Source organism: Mesorhizobium sp. CA12 (genome assembly GCF_020165255.1).
Lineage (GTDB): Bacteria > Pseudomonadota > Alphaproteobacteria > Rhizobiales > Rhizobiaceae > Mesorhizobium.
In genome coordinates this window covers 109127-125321 of sequence record NZ_JAIUHT010000015.1, presented here as the reverse complement: position 1 = coordinate 125321, position 16195 = coordinate 109127, and the positions used below count along the sequence as shown (strand labels likewise).

Below are 16195 nucleotides of genomic sequence, written 5' to 3'. Positions count from 1 at the left end.
CGTCAGAACGCCTGGCCGATGCCGGCATAAATGCCGAAATGCGGATCGCCCGGATCGCGGTTGAGCGGCACGGCAGCGTCGATGCGCAACGGCCCGAAGGGAGTAATATAGCGCAGGCCCACGCCGGCGCCGACCTTCACATTCGAGAAATCGGGGAAGGATTTGGTCGAGACCGTGCCGGCATCGACGAAGGGCACGATGCCGATCGTGTCGGTGATGCCGATGCGCATCTCGACCGAGGTCTCGAAGAAGGAGAGGCCGCCGATCGGCTGGCCGTTGATATCCTTCGGGCCGATGCCCTGATAGGCATAGCCGCGCACCGAGCCGCCGCCGCCGGAATAGAAGCGACGGTCGGCCGGCACGTTCTGCAGCCCGGTGCCGACGATCGAGCCGAGCGTCGCGCGTTCGGCGAGCACGAACCGGCTTGCCGTGTCGAGCGACTGGTAGGTGTAGCCCTCGCCCTTCAGCTTCAGGAACGTCGCGCCATTCAATATGTCGTAGCTCGGCTCGGCATAGGCTAAGAAGCGGAATCCCCTGGTCGGGTTCAGCTTGTTGTCGCGGCTGTCATAGACATATTGCAGCGGCACGCTGGCGATCAGATAGGTATGCTTGCCGAAGGCGTCGGTGATCCTCGAATAATCGAGGTCGAATTCGGCCGACACCCGCTGTTTCTTGTCGAGGTCGTAGGAAACGCCAACATCGCCCTTGACCGAGAAATGGTCATAGGCATCGGGGTGTTCGAACACCGTCTTGATGCCGGTGAAGAACTTCGACGTCGGCCCGAGCACGCCCGGCTTCTCGAACATGACCCCGGCATTGTAGTTGAGAGCGGAAAGGCTGTTGCTGCCGATGCCGCTGATCGATCCGTCGATGCGTAGCTTCTCCGCCTGGCCGAACAGGTTGCGGTGGCCCCAGTAGCCTTCGAGCCCCAGGCCTTCCGTGTTCGAGAAGCTGCCGCCGACGCCGAAATAGCGCGGTTTCCGCTCGCTCACCTGGACGCCGATCGGAATGTTGCCGTTGGCGTCGAGCCTGTCGCCTTCCTTGATCGTCACGCTGTTGAAGACCTCGAGCCCGAGCAGCCGGTCGCGCGCATCGTCGATCTCCTGCGGCGAATATTGCCGGCCCCGTTTCAGCCCGGTCATGTATTCGGTGAAGTCGCGATCGACCTTTTCCGTGCCCTCGACCGTCGTGTCGCCATAGCCGGCGACCGGGCCGGCGGCCACCGTCAACGTCACGTCCAGCGTCGAGCTGGTGTGCTCGGCGACGATCTCGCGGTTCGTGACCTTGGCAAGCGGCCTGCCCTCTTCCTTCAGCGCCCGCACGATCAGCAGTTCAGCCTTGAGCACCGCGCCTGAACCGGCATCGCCGCCGGCGATCAGGCCGAAATCGGCTGCCGCCAACCCCGCCGCATCGCCCTTCAGCCGGATGTTGCCAAGCGTGAATTTCGCCCCGGGGGAAACCGTTATGACCACCGGAATGGGCTGTGGCCCTTTGAACTCGGCATCCGGCGGCAATTCGTCGATCGACTTGCCCTCGATCGTGATGGTGACCACGCCTTCGTAGCGAGCATCGGCGTAGAGGGCGGCGACGAGCTGTTCGCGGTCGCCGCGTGCCTTGGCCATCAGGCCGAGCGACCCCGACACCGGATGATCCTCGTCATTTTTCAGCGCCGAGGCGTTTTCGAGCCTCTTGATCAGATCCTTGTCGGCATCAGGCGCATTGATCGTCACCGAGTAGCGCAGCGGATCGACGATGTCGGCATCCTCGTCCTTGGACGAGCCCCAAAGCTTGATGCCGAAAATCTCGAAAGCCGCCGCCTGCCGTACCTCTGCGGTCAGCACGGCCGAGCAGACGAGCGCGAAAAACAGGGCGCGCGGGAGCCCGCGCCCTGGCGCGATCCCCTTTGACATCTGCGTTTCATGCGCCGGCATTAAGACAACCTAGTCGACAAAACTAAAATTGGAATGAAGTTCCGCAACGTTCGTAAAGGGGCCACAATCCAATTGTCTGAAATAGACCGGGCTTGGAATTCACACCTTTTGCATTTTCGCAAGAATGTGTGATCCGTCTCACAGAGGTTCTGTCGAAATACCGGCCTTTGGCCGGCATGGAAACCGTTCGCGGGTGATAAACCTGCGGCGCTCCGGCGTTGACAAGCCTGCACGAAGCTTGATCATGCCCGGACGCTGGCGATGTCTGGAGGGTGGTATGGCAATGCGCGCGGCTCGTGGTCTCTCTTTGCTTCTTCTCATCTTTTTCGCCCTGGGCGGAGCGGCCTTTGCGGCCGAAGCCCGGAGAATCGTGACGACCGATAATTCCGACTATTTCGGCTTCGACCTGAGGTCGGAGCAGAATGTCAGCCTCGACCAGTGCAAGACCGCATGTCTCGGCGATCCCGCCTGCCGCGCCTTCACCTACAACACCAAGGCCAAATGGTGTTTTCTCAAATCCGACTATAACCAGTTGAAATCCTTCACCGGCGCAATCGCCGGCAAGGTCGCCAATGTCGACGGCGATCCCGATATCGGCGCTCCGCCGGCACTGGCTTTTTTCCCCAACTGGATGGCCGACCAGGCCCAGCAGTTCCGCAACAAGCTGACCGATCCGGCCTATGACAAGCCGACCGAAGGGCTTGCCGCCCTGCAGGCCGCCGCTGAGCAGGCATCGCTTACCGGCGACCATCGTCTTGCCATGCAGAAATACCAGGCCGCGGTCTCGGTGCTGCCCGATGACGGCGCGCTGTGGCTGGCGCTGGCGCGCGAGACGCTTGCCGTGCAGCCGGCGTCGAACACCACTGAACCTTCGACTTTGCCGATGAATGTCACCTCGGCGGCCTTCAACGCCTACAAGCTGGTGCGCACGGCAAAGACTCGTGCCGAGGCGCTGGCGCTGCTTGGCGCCGGCCTCGACAAGCGCGACCTCTACCGGCCCTCGCTGCAGGCCTATGAGGCGAGCCTTGCGCTGGTGAGCTCGCCGGCCGTCCAGGCCGACTATGCCGATCTCAAGGCGCGCAAGGGCTTTCGCGTCGTCGAGCACACTGTCGATGCCGATTCCTCCTCGCCGCGCATCTGCGCCCAGTTTTCCGAGCAACTGGTCAAGACCGGGGTCGATTATTCGCAATTCGTGACGGTGGACAACGCCGCGCCCAAGGCCGTCGAGGCCAAGGACAAGCAGATCTGCGTCGAAGGCCTGGAACACGGCCAGCATTATGACGTGACCTTCCGCGCCGGCCTGCCGTCGGCGATCGGCGAGACGATCGCCGCGCCCGTCGTGCTGTCGATCTACGTCCAGGACCGCGCTCCCTCCGCCCGCTTCACCGGCGACAGCTTCGTGCTGCCGGCCGGCGCGCGCCGCGGCATTCCGGTCGTCACCGTCAACATGAACGCCGCCAAGATGACGCTCTACCGCATCGGCGATCGTTCGCTGGCGCAGCTTCTGTCCGGCTATCAGTTCCTGCATCAGCTCGATGGCTATGACATCTCCACCATTTCCGACCAGATGGGCGCGCCCGTCTGGTCCGGCACGCTCGATATCGCCAATGATCTCAATAAGGAGGTTACCACTTCGTTCCCGGTGGATGAGGCAATCCCGCAGCGCAAGCCCGGCGTCTATGTGCTGACCGCGCAGCCGGTCGACGACAAGAGCGACGACTATGGCTCACGCGCCACGCAGTGGTTCGTCGTCTCCGATATCGGCCTTTCCACCTATACCGGCCAGGACGGCCTCAACGTCTTTGCCCGTTCGCTGGGCTCGGCCAAGCCGATCTCCGGCGCCGAATTGACGCTGCTTGCCAGGAACAACGAGATTCTCGGCATGGCGACGACCGACGCCGAGGGTCACGCCGTCTTCAATCCGGGCCTCACCCGCGGCGAGAACGGCATGGTGCCGGCCGTGCTGATGGCCAAGCAGGGCGACAACGACTTCGTCTTCCTCGACATGGGCAAGGCCGGCTTCGACCTGTCGGATCGCGGCGTCGAGGGGCGCGCCTCGCCAGGCGCCCTCGACGTTTATGCCTGGACGGAGCGCGGCATATACCGCGCCGGCGAGGACGTTCACGTCGCGGCCCTCGCCCGCGACGGCGCGGCAAAAGCGGTCGAGAACCTGCCGCTGACCTTCATCTTCACACGTCCAGACGGAGTCGAGAACCGCCGCATCATCAGCAATGGCGAGTCCGCCGGCGGCCACGCCGTCGACCTGCCGCTCGAGGCCAACGCCATGCGTGGCACCTGGACGGTGTCTATCTACACCGACCCCAAGCAGTCGCCGGTCGCCAGCCAGATGTTCCTGGTCGAGGATTTCGTGCCGGATCGCATCGAATTCGACCTGACCGCCGACAAAAAGGAGATCGCCCAGGGCGAGACCGCCAACGCCACCGTCGACGGCCGCTTCCTCTATGGCGCGCCGGCCGCGGGCCTGGCGCTGGAAGGCGAGCTGACGCTGTCGACCACAAGCACCTGGGACAGCTTCAAGGATTTCACCTTCGGCCTGGCCGACGAGCAGTCGGGCGAGCCGACCGTGACGCCTCTCGCCAACCTTCCGGTGGTCGGCGATGACGGCAAGGCGACTTTCCCGGTGACGATCGACCAGTTGCCGTCGACCACCAAGCTGGTCAACGCCAAGGTCATCGTACGCATGCGCGAGGCCGGCGGCCGCGCCGTCGAGCGCTCGCTCGACATAGGCGTTCGCCCGCAGCGCGACGTCATCGGCATTCGCCCGGATTTCGAGGGCGATGAGGTGCCGCAGGGCGGCACCGCCAAGTTCAGCATCATTGCCGTCGACCCGAACGGCAAGCGCGAAGACTTGAAGGGCGCGCAGTGGTCGCTGGTCAAGGTCGAGCGGAACTATCAATGGTACCGTTCCAACAATTCGTGGAACTACGAAGCGGTCAGCCTCACCAAGGCCGTCGCCAACGGCGCGGTCGACCTGAAGGCCGATGGCGAGGCGACGGTGTCGCTGCCCGTCGACTGGGGCCGCTACCGGCTCGAGGTCGAGACGGCCGATCCCGACGGTCCGGCGACCAGCTATGAGTTCGACGCTGGCTGGTACGTCGCCTCCACCACCACCGAGACGCCGGACGGCCTGGAGATCGCGCTGGACAAGGACACTTATGCCGCCGGCGAAGTCGCCAAGCTGAAGGTCTCGCCGCATTTTGCCGGCGAGTTGCTGGTCACCATCGGTGCCGAAAAGCTGCTGAAGACCGTCACCGCTTCGGTGCCGGCCGGCGGCAGCACGGTCGACATCCCCGTCGGCGACGACTGGGGCGCCGGCGCCTATGTCACGGCGACCTTGTTCCGGCCCGGCGACGCGCAGGAATCGCGCATGCCTGCCCGCGCCATCGGCATCCAATGGCTGTCAGTCGATCCTGGCTCGAAGAAGCTGGCGGTCAGCCTGACGCCGCCGGAAAAGACCGTGCCGCGCCAGCAGCTGTCGATCCCGGTCGCCGTCAGCGGCGCTCAGGCCGTCAGCAATGCCTATGTGATGGTGGCTGCCGTGGATGTCGGCATCCTCAATCTCACCAACTACAAGGCGCCCGATCCGGAGGACTGGTTCTTCGGCCAGCGCATGCTGGGGCTGGAGATCCGCGACCTCTACGGGCGCCTGATCGACGGCTCGCTCGGCGCCATGGGCAAGATACGCACCGGCGGTGATGGGGCGAACATGCAGGCGCAAGGCAGCCCGCCGACGGAAAAGCTGGTCGCCTTCTTCTCCGGCCCGGTCGAGCTCGATGCCAATGGCAAGGCCCGGGTCGATTTCGACATTCCGCAGTTCAACGGCACCGTGCGCATCATGGCCGTCGCCTGGACCAAGGATGCGGTCGGCCATGCCCAGACCGACGTCATCGTTCGCGATCCGGTGGTGATCACCGCCGGCCTGCCGCGCTTCCTGGCGCCGGGCGATGCGGCGACCATGCGCCTCGAAATCGCCGACACCGACGGCCCGGCCGGCGACTATGCACTCTCGGTCACCACGACCGGCGACCTGTCGACCGGCGACACGCCACTGCCCGAGAAGCTGACGCTCGCCCAGGGCAAGCGGCAGTCGCTCAGCTTCCCGCTGGTCGCCAAGACCGCGGGCGACGCCTCGGTCACGGTCAAGCTCGCGCATGCCGATGGCACGGAAGTCGAGCAGACGCTCTATCTGCCGGTGCGCCCGGCGCAGCTTCCGGTCACCAACCGCATGGTTGTCGACCTGAAGCCCAATGGCGGCTCGCTGCGCGTCGACAAGGAACTGCTTGCCGCAAGCGTGCTCGACGGCGCTTCGGTCAGCGTCGGCGTCTCGCAGTCGTCCGCGCTCGACGTGCCGTCGCTTCTGATGTCGCTCGACCGCTACCCCTATGGCTGCGCCGAGCAGACCACCAGCCGCGCCATGCCGCTGCTCTACGTCAACGACATGGCCAAGAGCATCGGCATGGAGAGCGATCCGGACCTGCATGGGCGCATCCAGGATGCCATCTACAAGGTGCTGTCCTACCAGGCGGCAGGCGGCAGCTTCGGCCTCTGGGGCCCCGGCTCCGGCGATCTGTGGCTCGACGCCTATGTCACGGAGTTCCTGACCCGGGCGCGTGAGCAGAAGTACGATGTGCCGGCGCTGGCCATGAACCAGGCGCTCAACAACTTGCAGAACGCACTCGGCTACGACCAGGACGTCCAGGACAAGGGCAGCGAGATCGCCTATGCGCTCTACGTGCTCGCCCGCAACAAGAAGGCCTCGATCGGCGACCTGCGCTATTATGCCGACACGCAGCTCGAAGCCTTCTCCAGCCCGATGGCCGTCGCCCAGTTGGCGGCGAGCCTGGCGCTCTACGGCGACGCGCAGCGTTCGGAAGCCACCTTCCAGACGGCGCTCAGGCTGGCGCAGTCGGAAACCGACTACGACTACTACCGCTCGGACTATGGCTCGCGGTTGCGTGACGGCGCGGCGATGCTGGCGCTGGCGGCGGAATCGAAGCCGGTGCCGAGCATCATGCCGCAGCTCATCAAGCTGGTGGGAGTGGCACGCGCCGACGCCCGCTGGACGAGCACGCAGGACGAATCCTGGATGCTACTGGCCGCGCGGGCGCTGAAGGAAGGCAATGATTCCATCACGCTTTCCGTCAACGGTGCGCCGCACTCGGGCGGCTATTCCGACCAGGTCGCCGGCAGCAACCTTGTCGACAGCCCGCTCACCATCGCCAATACCGGCGCGACGCCGCTGCAGGCGGTGGTGACCGCGGTCGCCGCGCCGGTCGAGCCGCTGCCGGCCGGCGGCGACGGTTTCACCATCGCGCGCACTTACTACAAGCTCGACGGCACCGAGGCCAATGTCACCGAGGCCAAGCAGAACGAGCGCTACGTGGTCGTGCTCAAGGTCTATGAGCAGAACAAATGGCCGTCGCGGCTCCTGATCACCGACCTGTTGCCGGCCGGCTTCGAGATCGACAATCCGAGCCTGGTTTCCAGCGCGCAATTGTCGAACTTCTCCTGGCTGGCGCAAACCGACGCCGCACATCTTGAGTTCCGCAACGACCGCTTCGTCGCCGCTTTCAATCCGAACGAAGGCGACGGCGACCGCAACATCACGCTGGCCTACGTCGTGCGCGCCGTGACGCCGGGCACCTACGCCCATCCGGCGGCGACGGTGGAGGACATGTACCGGCCGCAATACTCGGCCCGCACCGCCACCGGCGTGATGGAGGTGAAGGCCGAGTAGCGATGACAAGGTCGCCGATATCTCCCTTCTCCCCGTCTCCATACCGGGAGAAGGGGCCGGTTCACCCTCCGAAGCTGCAGCGTAGCTGCTGCGAAGGACGGGCAGGCGGGTGAGGGTCAGCGCCATGCTTTCCAGGAAATTTCTCAGACGCACCGCGATCGCAGGTCTTTGCCTCGCCGGCTTGGCAGCGCTTTCCGTCGCCGCGCTCTGGGAGCTCGACCGCGCTTTCCCGCCGCCGCTGCCGGCAAAGCTGACGGTCTCGACGGAGGTGCAGGATCGCGACGGTCAGCTGCTGCGCGCCTTCGCCACGCCCGGCGGCTACTGGCGGCTCGAAACCCGCCTCGACCAGGTCGACCGGCAATTCGTTGACATGCTAGTGGCTTACGAAGACAAGCGCTTCTGGGATCACCGCGGCGTCGATGTCCTGGCGCTTTGCCGTGCCGCCGGCCAGCTCGTCACCAGCGGCCATATCGTTTCCGGCGGCTCGACCTTGTCGATGCAGCTCGCCCGGCTGATCGAACCGCGCGACAGCCGCAGCCTCGACTCCAAGATCAAGCAGATGCTGCGCGCCATCCAGATCGAACGGCGGCTCACCAAGCAGGAAATCCTCGAGCGCTATCTGACGCTGGCGCCTTATGGCGGCAATCTCGAAGGCGTACGCGCCGCATCGCTTGCTTATTTCGGCAAGGAGCCGAAGCGGCTCACCGTGTCGGAAGCGGCCCTGCTCGTCGCCCTGCCGCAATTGCCGGAAAAGCGCCGGCCCGACCGCAACCTCGACATCGCCCACGCCGCACGCGACCGCGTGCTCACCCGCATGGTCTCGGCCGGTCTGCTCGGCGAACGCGAAGCCGCGCGCGCCGCGCTGGACGACGTCTCCGGCCTGCGCAGAAAATTGCCGGCGCTGGCCGCGCATGCTTCCTATGCCATGCTGCCCAGGGCCGTGCCAGGCAAGCCGCTGCAGCTCACCATCCGCAAAAGCGTGCAGCAGGGGCTGGAACAGGTGGCACGGGATGCCGCCAGGAAGCTCGGGCCGAAACTTTCCGTCGCCATGGTCATGGCCGATGCGCGCACCGGCGACATTCTGGGCGAGGTCGGCTCGGCCGATTTCTTCGATGCCAGCCGCTCCGGCTGGATCGACATGACCAAGGTGGTACGCTCACCCGGCTCGACGCTGAAGCCCTTCATCTATGGGCTGGCCTTCGAGCAGGGGCTGGTGGCACAGGAGATGATCATCGAGGACAGCCCCGCCGATTTCGGCGGCTACCGTCCGAAGAATTTCGACATGGGCTACCAGGGCGACGTCTCGATCCGCCAGGCGCTGCAATTGTCGCTCAATGTGCCGGCGATCCGCGTGCTCGACGCGGTCGGCCCCGCGCGGCTCACCGCGCGCTTCCGCCAGGCAGGCGTCAACCCGATCCTGCCGGTCAACGAAGCGCCGGGCCTGGCGATCGGACTTGGCGGCGTCGGCGTGACCTTGCGCGACCTGGTGCAGCTCTATACAGGGCTCGCCAATGGCGGCAAGATGCATACGCTGCATGACGGCACCGAGCCCGCCAATGCCGAGCGCATCACCGCCACCATTCTCGACGACCAGGCGGCCTGGCAGATCAACGACATCCTGTCCGGGGTGAAGCCGCCGGAAGGCGCCATGCAACGCGGCATCGCCTACAAGACCGGCACCTCTTACGGCTATCGCGATGCCTGGTCCGTCGGCTTCGACGGCCGCTACGTGCTGGGTGTGTGGGTCGGCCGCGCCGATGCCAGCCCTGTCCCCGGTCTGTCGGGCTATGTCTCGGCAGCGCCCATCCTGTTCGAAGGCTTCGTCCGTTCCGGTCTTGCCGGCGTGCCGCTGCCCGGCCGGCCGCCGGGCGTCTTCAACCCCAAACGCGAGGAATTGCCGGTGACGCTCGCCCGCTTCGGCGCCGGCGCCGACGGTCTGGTGCAGGCCACCGCCACCGAGCCGGCGCCGACCATCATCTTCCCGCCCAACGGCGCCCGCGTCGACCTCGGCACCAATTCGGCCGAGGCCACGCCGCTGGTGCTGAAGCTGCAAGGCGGCCGGGCGCCGTTCCGCTGGCTCGCCAACGGCAAGCCGCTCGCCGGCATCGACCGCCGCCGCACCGCGACCTGGCAACCCGACGGCACCGGCTATTCGACGCTGACGGTGATCGACGCTGTGGGGCGAGCGGCAAGCGTGAAGGTTTTCGTTGAATAGGATGCGGCAAGCGATTCAGGGGATTGCGATTCTCGGCGTGATGTCCGGCGCGAGGCCCCCCTCTCTGGCCTGCCGGCCATCTCCCCCTCAAGGGGGGAGATTATTCGCTTCGTGGCCTGCGCTAATCTTCAAAGTTGGAAAGGCGGGCCCAGCGCCGAAACTGCCAATCTCCCCCCTTGAGGGGGAGATGGCCGGCAGGCCAGAGAGGGGGGCCTCGCACCGACTTTTGTCGAGAGCATTCTTCGCAGCGCTTGCGCTAGCAATCGCGAGCCCTCTCTCAGCCCGCGCCGATCCCCTCCCCGCCGGCTTCGTCAGGCTGGCCGACATCGACCCGACCATTCGCCAGGATATCCGCTACGCCGGCCCGGAAAATTTCCTGCACCGCAAAGCCGACGGCTATGACGCGCCGGTCTGCATCCTGACCACGCAGGCGGCGAAGGCGCTGTCCAGCGTTCAGAAAGCCATGACTGCCAAAGGCCTGACGCTGGTCGTGTTCGACTGCTACCGCCCGGCGCGAGCGGTTGCCGATATGGGCAGGTGGACAAGAGAAGGCGGCCGGCCTGACCCGCAATGGTATCCGACCGCCGAGCGTGGCGATCTCATCGCCAAAGGCTATATCGGCGAGTTCTCCAGCCATTCTCGAGGTTCGACGGTGGACCTTGCCATCGCCGAGCCCGGCAATAAAAGCGCGGTTCATCCGGCCTGCGGTGCGCCGGACGGCGACACGCTCGACTTCGGCACCGGTTTCGACTGCTTTGACCCAAAGAGCGAAACCGCCAGCGCCTTGATCGGCGCCGAAGCCACCGCAAACCGCAAGACGCTGCTGACCGCAATGCGCGCCGCCGGCTTTCGCAACTATGCACGCGAATGGTGGCACTTCACGCTGGCAAAAGAGCCTTTCCCAAAACAGCGCTTCGATTTCCCGGTTAACGCCAATTGAGGCGCCCGGGGTTGTCATCACCCTGACCGCTTCTAATTAGGGCCGGCGGATGAAGCCCTGCGGCCGCTGGCTGAGGAAGTTATTTCCTCAACCGGCCTAAGCTCGGCGAAAAATTGCTTCGAGGAGATGAAAAAGGCAACATTCAATGCATCTAAATTCTATAAACTCGGTAGAGTTCGCAGCAGTTCAACGGAGGCCGGAATGACCAAACCTCATTTCAGGAAACTGCTCGGCGCGCTGGTCGCCACGTCTGTCCAGTTCGGCACGCTCGGTTTCGCGTTTGCCGACACGACCATTTTGAATGTGTCCTATGACCCGACACGTGAGCTCTATAAAGCCTATGACGAGGCGTTCGCCGCGCACTGGAAGGCTGAGACCGGCGAAACCGTCACCATCCAGCAGTCGCATGGCGGTTCCGGCGCGCAGGCCCGGGCGGTGATCGACGGCCTCGACGCCGACGTCGTCACGCTGGCCCTCGAAGGCGACATCAACGCCATCGTCTCAAAGACGAAGAAGATCAACCCGGATTGGCGCACGAAGTTCGAGAACAACTCCGCACCCTACACCTCGACCATCATCTTCCTGGTGCGCAAGGGCAATCCCAAGGGCATCCACGACTGGAGCGATCTGGTGAAGGACGGCGTCCAGGTGATCACGCCGAACCCGAAGACGTCCGGCGGCGCGCGCTGGAACTATCTTGCTGCCTGGGCCTATGCAAACGCCAATGACGGCAATGACGAAGCCAAGACCAAGGAGTTCGTCGGCAAGCTTTATGCGAACGTCCCGGTCCTCGATACCGGCGCGCGTGGCTCGACGGTGACCTTCGCGCAGAAGGGCCTGGGCGATGTGCTGATCGCCTGGGAGAATGAAGCCTTTCTCGCGCTCGACGAATTCGGCGCCGACAATTTCGACATCGTCTACCCGCCGACCTCGATCCTGGCGGAACCGCCGGTCGCGGTCGTCGACGCCAATGTCGACGCCAAGGGCACGCGCAAGGTCGCGGAGGCCTATCTGGGCTGGCTCTATTCCAAGGAAGCGCAGACCATCATCGCCAAGAACCACTATCGCCCGGCCAAGCCCGACCTGGTGCCGGCCGAGGACCTTGCCAAGCTGCCGGCAATCAAGCTGGTCACCATCGACGACCCGCAATTCGGCGGCTGGAAGAAAGCGCAGCCTTACCATTTCGGCGACGGTGGTATATTCGACCAGATCTACAAGCCGGCGCAGTGAGGCCGGACGGCCGGTGAGCCTCGGGCATGCCGGCCGGATGCGACTGCGCAAAGCCATTCTGGTTTGAATAGAAGGGACGATCCAGAACAGCATGACCACAGCACCCGTCAAGGCGGGGTGGCGATTCAAGCAGCCGAGTGTCATTCCGGGTTTCGGACTGACGCTCGGCTTCTCACTTGCCTACCTCACGCTCATCATCCTCATCCCGCTTTCGGGGCTGGTCTGGCGTTCGGCAGCGCTCGGCTGGGCCGATTTCTGGGCGATCGCCGTCGACCGACGCACCCTCAACGCGCTGAAGATAAGCTTCGGCACCGCCTTCCTGGCGGCTGTTGTCAACGTCGTGTTCGGCACCATCGTGGCCTGGGTGCTGGTCCGCTACCGCTTCCCTGGACGCCGCATCGCCGACGCGATGGTCGACCTGCCCTTCGCCCTGCCAACGGCCGTCGCCGGCATCGCGCTCACCACGCTCTATGCGCCGAACGGCTGGATCGGCCAGCTTCTGATGCCGCTCGGCCTCAAGGTCGCCTACACGCCGCTCGGCATCGTCGTCGCGCTGGTGTTCATCGGCCTGCCCTTCGTGGTGCGCACCGTACAGCCGATCATGGAAGAGATCGACAAGGAGGTCGAGGAAGCAGCCGCCACGCTCGGCGCCAGCCGTTTCCAGATCATCACCCGCGTGCTTTTCCCAGGCCTGGCGCCGGCGATCATCACCGGCTTTTCGCTCGCCTTCGCGCGCGGCGTCGGCGAATACGGCTCGGTCATCTTCATCGCCGGCAACCTGCCCTTCAAGTCCGAGATCGCGCCGCTTCTCATCGTGATCAGGCTCGAGGAATACAATTACGAGGCGGCGACTGCGATCGCCGCGATCATGCTGGCGCTGTCCTTCGTGATGCTTTTGGTGGTCAATCTCGTCCAGACATGGAGCCGCAAGCGCTATGGCTGATCCCGAGATCAAATCCTACGAGCCGCATCACGAGAGCCAGTCGGCTGCGGTGACCGAAAGCCGGCCCGTCAAGGCCGTGCTGATGGCAATCGCCTTCGCCTTCCTTGCAGTCTTCCTGCTTTTGCCGCTGATCGTCGTCTTTCATGAGGCGCTTGCCAAAGGCATCGGCGCCTACACGGAAGCCCTTTCCAGCCCCGATACGCGCTCCGCCATCCGTCTGACATTGCTTGTGGCGGCGATCTCGGTGCCGCTCAACGTCGTCTTCGGCATCTCTGCCGCCTGGGCCATCGCCAAGTTCGAATTCAAGGGCAAGGCGTTCCTGACCACGTTGATCGACCTGCCCTTCTCGGTCTCGCCGGTCATTTCCGGCCTGGTCTATGTGCTGCTCTTCGGCGCGCAAGGGCTGCTCGGCGCCTGGTTGAAGGCGCATGGCATCGTCATCCTCTTCGCCGTGCCCGGCATCGTGCTGGCCACCATCTTCGTCACCTTCCCCTTCGTCGCCCGCGAGCTCATCCCGCTGATGCAGGAACAGGGCAATGGCGACGAGGAGGCGGCGCTATCGCTGGGCGCCGGCGGCTGGCAGGCGTTCTGGTATGTGACGCTGCCCAACGTCAAATGGGGGCTGCTCTACGGCGTGCTTCTGTGCAATGCGCGCGCCATGGGCGAGTTCGGCGCAGTCTCGGTGGTGTCGGGCCACATACGCGGCCTCACCAACACCATGCCGCTGCATGTCGAGATCCTTTATAACGAATACAACGCTGTCGGCGCCTTTGCCGTGGCTTCGCTGCTCGCCGGTCTGGCGCTGGTGACGCTGGTCTTGAAAACGCTTCTCGAGATGCGCTACGGCGCCGAGATCGCCGCGACGCGCGGACACTGAACACTATCTGTCGCCGAAGAGTGCCTGGCAATTTTAGGAACAACGACAGCATCAACGGACTGAGGGATTTGCATGGAAGTTCGCGTCGTCAACGTGCGCAAGGAGTTCGAGCGGTTTCCAGCGCTCCACGACGTATCGCTCGACATCAGGTCTGGCGAGCTCATCGCGCTGCTCGGGCCATCCGGCTCCGGCAAGACGACTCTGCTTCGGCTGATCGCCGGCCTGGAACGGCCGACCAAGGGCGCGATCTTCTTCGGCGACGAGGACGCCTCGCAGAAGTCGATCCAGGAGCGCAATGTCGGCTTCGTCTTCCAGCATTACGCGCTGTTCCGCCACATGACGGTTGCCGACAACATCGGCTTCGGCCTGAAGGTCCGGCACGGCGCCGCAAGGCCGTCGGGGCAGGAAATCCGCCGCCGGGCGCTGGAATTGCTCGATCTCGTCCAGCTGTCGGGCTTGGAGAAACGCTATCCGGCGCAACTTTCAGGCGGCCAGCGCCAGCGCGTCGCGCTCGCCCGCGCCATGGCGATCGAGCCCAAGGTGCTTTTGCTCGACGAACCGTTCGGCGCGCTCGACGCGCAGGTTCGCCGGGAGCTGCGCCGCTGGCTGCGCGAGATCCACGACCGCACCGGCCACACGACCGTCTTCGTCACGCATGACCAGGAAGAAGCGCTGGAGCTCGCCGACCGCGTCGTGGTCATGAGCCAGGGCCGCATCGAGCAGGTCGGCACCGCCGACGATATCTACGACACGCCGAACTCGCCCTTCGTCTACTCCTTCATCGGCGAGTCGAGCTCGCTGCCGGTCAAGGTTGAGAACGGCGAGGTGTGGATCGCCGACCGGCCGATCGGGCTCTCGGCGCCGCACGCGCCGTCCGGCGAGGCAGTCCTCCACTTCCGTCCGCATGACGTCGACCTGGTCGACGGCTGCAGCGGCTGCATCGCCGGCACGGTTGCCGCCAGCCGCCGCGTCGCCGGCACCAGGCGCGTCGAGCTCGAGATCGGCGGTGAGCGCCAGCGCGTCGAGATCGAGCTGCCGGTCGACCATCCCGCGGCGCAGAAGAGCCGGGTGGCTTTCAGGCCGCGACGCTGGAAGCTTTTTCCGGCTTCCTGAGCTGACTTTCACCCCGACGCCAGCGCCCGAGCCTGGCGCCATCTACGAATTTGCTTGGAAGAAGATCCTAGAAAAGGATTGTTTTGGCGATATATTTTCCAGAGCATCGCTCGCCTTCCGGAGCCCGTGCCTCCTCGCACCAGGCTTTCACGACTAGGGTAGCGCCTTAGCTTCGATCTTATTTCCAAGGAGCCCGTTTTCATGAAGCGCCTGTTGCTCGGCATCGCGGCTGTTGCCGGTCTCCTCCTCGCGTCCTCCCAAGCCTGGTCGGCCGACAAGCTTTTGAATGCATCCTATGACGTTGGCCGCGAGTTGTTCGCCGACATCAACAAGGCCTTCATCGCCAAGCACCCCGGCGTCGCGATCGACCAATCGCACGCCGGCACCTCGGCGCAGGCGCGCGCGATCGCCGAAGGCCTCGGCGCCGATGTCGTCACCTTCAACCAGGTCACCGATGTCGACTTCCTGGTCAAGAAGGGGCTCGTCTCGGCCGACTGGCAGAAGAATTTCCCGGACAACGCCTCGCCCTTCTATTCGCTGCCGTCCTTCCTGGTGCGCGCCGGCAATCCCAAGCATATCAAGGACTGGAACGATCTGGTGCGCGACGACGTGCAGGTGATCTTCCCGAACCCGAAGACATCCGGCAATGCGCGCTACACCTATCTCGCCGCCACCGCCTACGCCAAGGAAGCCTTCAAGGGCGACGACGCCAAGGTGAAGGAGTTCATCACCAAGCTCTTCAACAACGTGCCGATCTTCGACACCGGCGGCCGCGCCGCCACCACCACTTTCGTCCAGCGCGAAATCGGCGACGTACTGATCACCTTCGAGTCTGAGACGCGCGGCATTCGCAAGGAGTATGGCGACGACAAGTTCGAGCAGGTCACGCCTTCGGTCAGCCTGCTGGCCGAGTTCCCGGTGGCGGTCGTCGACAAGGTTGCGGACGAGCATGGCAGCCGCGATCTCGCCAAGACCTATCTCGACTTCCTCTATACGCCGGAGGGCCAGGAGATCGCCGCCGGGAACGGCTTGCGTGTCCGCGACGCGACGGTCGCCGCCAAGCACAAGACGGACTTCCCGGATGTCCGGCTGCTGACCGTGGAGGACGTCTTTGGCGGCTGGGACAAGGTGCAGAAAGAGCATTTCGCCGCCGGCGGGCTGCTCGATCAGGCCTACGGCAGCCGTTGA

At 64.7% G+C, this 16195-nt stretch carries 9 protein-coding genes; 8 read left to right on the top strand and 1 reads right to left on the bottom strand.

Features of this window, described 5'->3' with window-relative positions; all coding sequences use genetic code 11:
• Nucleotides 1-2 precede the first annotated feature (2 nt).
• Nucleotides 3-1931, bottom strand: coding sequence for an autotransporter assembly complex protein TamA (locus LB520_RS23010; RefSeq protein WP_224639486.1), 1929 nt, complete (start codon nt 1929-1931; stop codon nt 3-5).
• Nucleotides 1932-2208: 277 nt separating this feature from the next.
• On the opposite strand from LB520_RS23010, the gene LB520_RS23005 reads away from it, so the two are divergent.
• The 8 genes from LB520_RS23005 to LB520_RS22970 all read left to right on the top strand — a co-directional run bounded on the left by LB520_RS23005 (nt 2209) and on the right by LB520_RS22970 (nt 16195).
• A complete protein-coding gene (locus LB520_RS23005; protein ID WP_224639485.1) occupies nt 2209-7689 on the top strand; it encodes an alpha-2-macroglobulin family protein in 5481 nt (1826 codons plus the stop codon).
• Nucleotides 7690-7813: 124 nt separating this feature from the next.
• Nucleotides 7814-9904 (top strand): penicillin-binding protein 1C, encoded by a 2091-nt coding sequence (gene pbpC, locus LB520_RS23000; protein ID WP_224639484.1) that lies wholly within the window; start codon nt 7814-7816, stop codon nt 9902-9904.
• 1 nt (nt 9905) lies between these two features.
• Nucleotides 9906-10844, top strand: coding sequence for a M15 family metallopeptidase (locus LB520_RS22995; RefSeq protein WP_318012127.1), 939 nt, complete (start codon nt 9906-9908; stop codon nt 10842-10844).
• 201 nt (nt 10845-11045) lie between these two features.
• Nucleotides 11046-12074, top strand: a complete 1029-nt coding sequence (locus LB520_RS22990; RefSeq protein ID WP_224639483.1) for a sulfate ABC transporter substrate-binding protein — start codon at nt 11046-11048, stop codon at nt 12072-12074.
• Between the two features lie 91 nt (nt 12075-12165).
• Nucleotides 12166-13017: a sulfate ABC transporter permease subunit CysT gene (cysT, locus tag LB520_RS22985; protein WP_224531843.1), complete on the top strand. Its 852-nt coding sequence runs from the start codon at nt 12166-12168 to the stop codon at nt 13015-13017.
• Complete coding sequence (gene cysW, locus LB520_RS22980) at nt 13010-13894, top strand: sulfate ABC transporter permease subunit CysW (protein WP_095768925.1); 885 nt, start codon at nt 13010-13012, stop codon at nt 13892-13894. The genes cysT and cysW overlap by 8 nt, the downstream gene beginning before the upstream one ends.
• Before the next feature lie 72 nt (nt 13895-13966).
• The gene (locus LB520_RS22975; RefSeq protein WP_140839568.1) at nt 13967-15007 is read left to right on the top strand and encodes a sulfate/molybdate ABC transporter ATP-binding protein; all 1041 of its coding nucleotides are present in this window, start codon (nt 13967-13969) and stop codon (nt 15005-15007) included.
• Between the two features lie 201 nt (nt 15008-15208).
• Complete coding sequence (locus LB520_RS22970) at nt 15209-16195, top strand: sulfate ABC transporter substrate-binding protein (RefSeq protein WP_224639482.1); 987 nt, start codon at nt 15209-15211, stop codon at nt 16193-16195.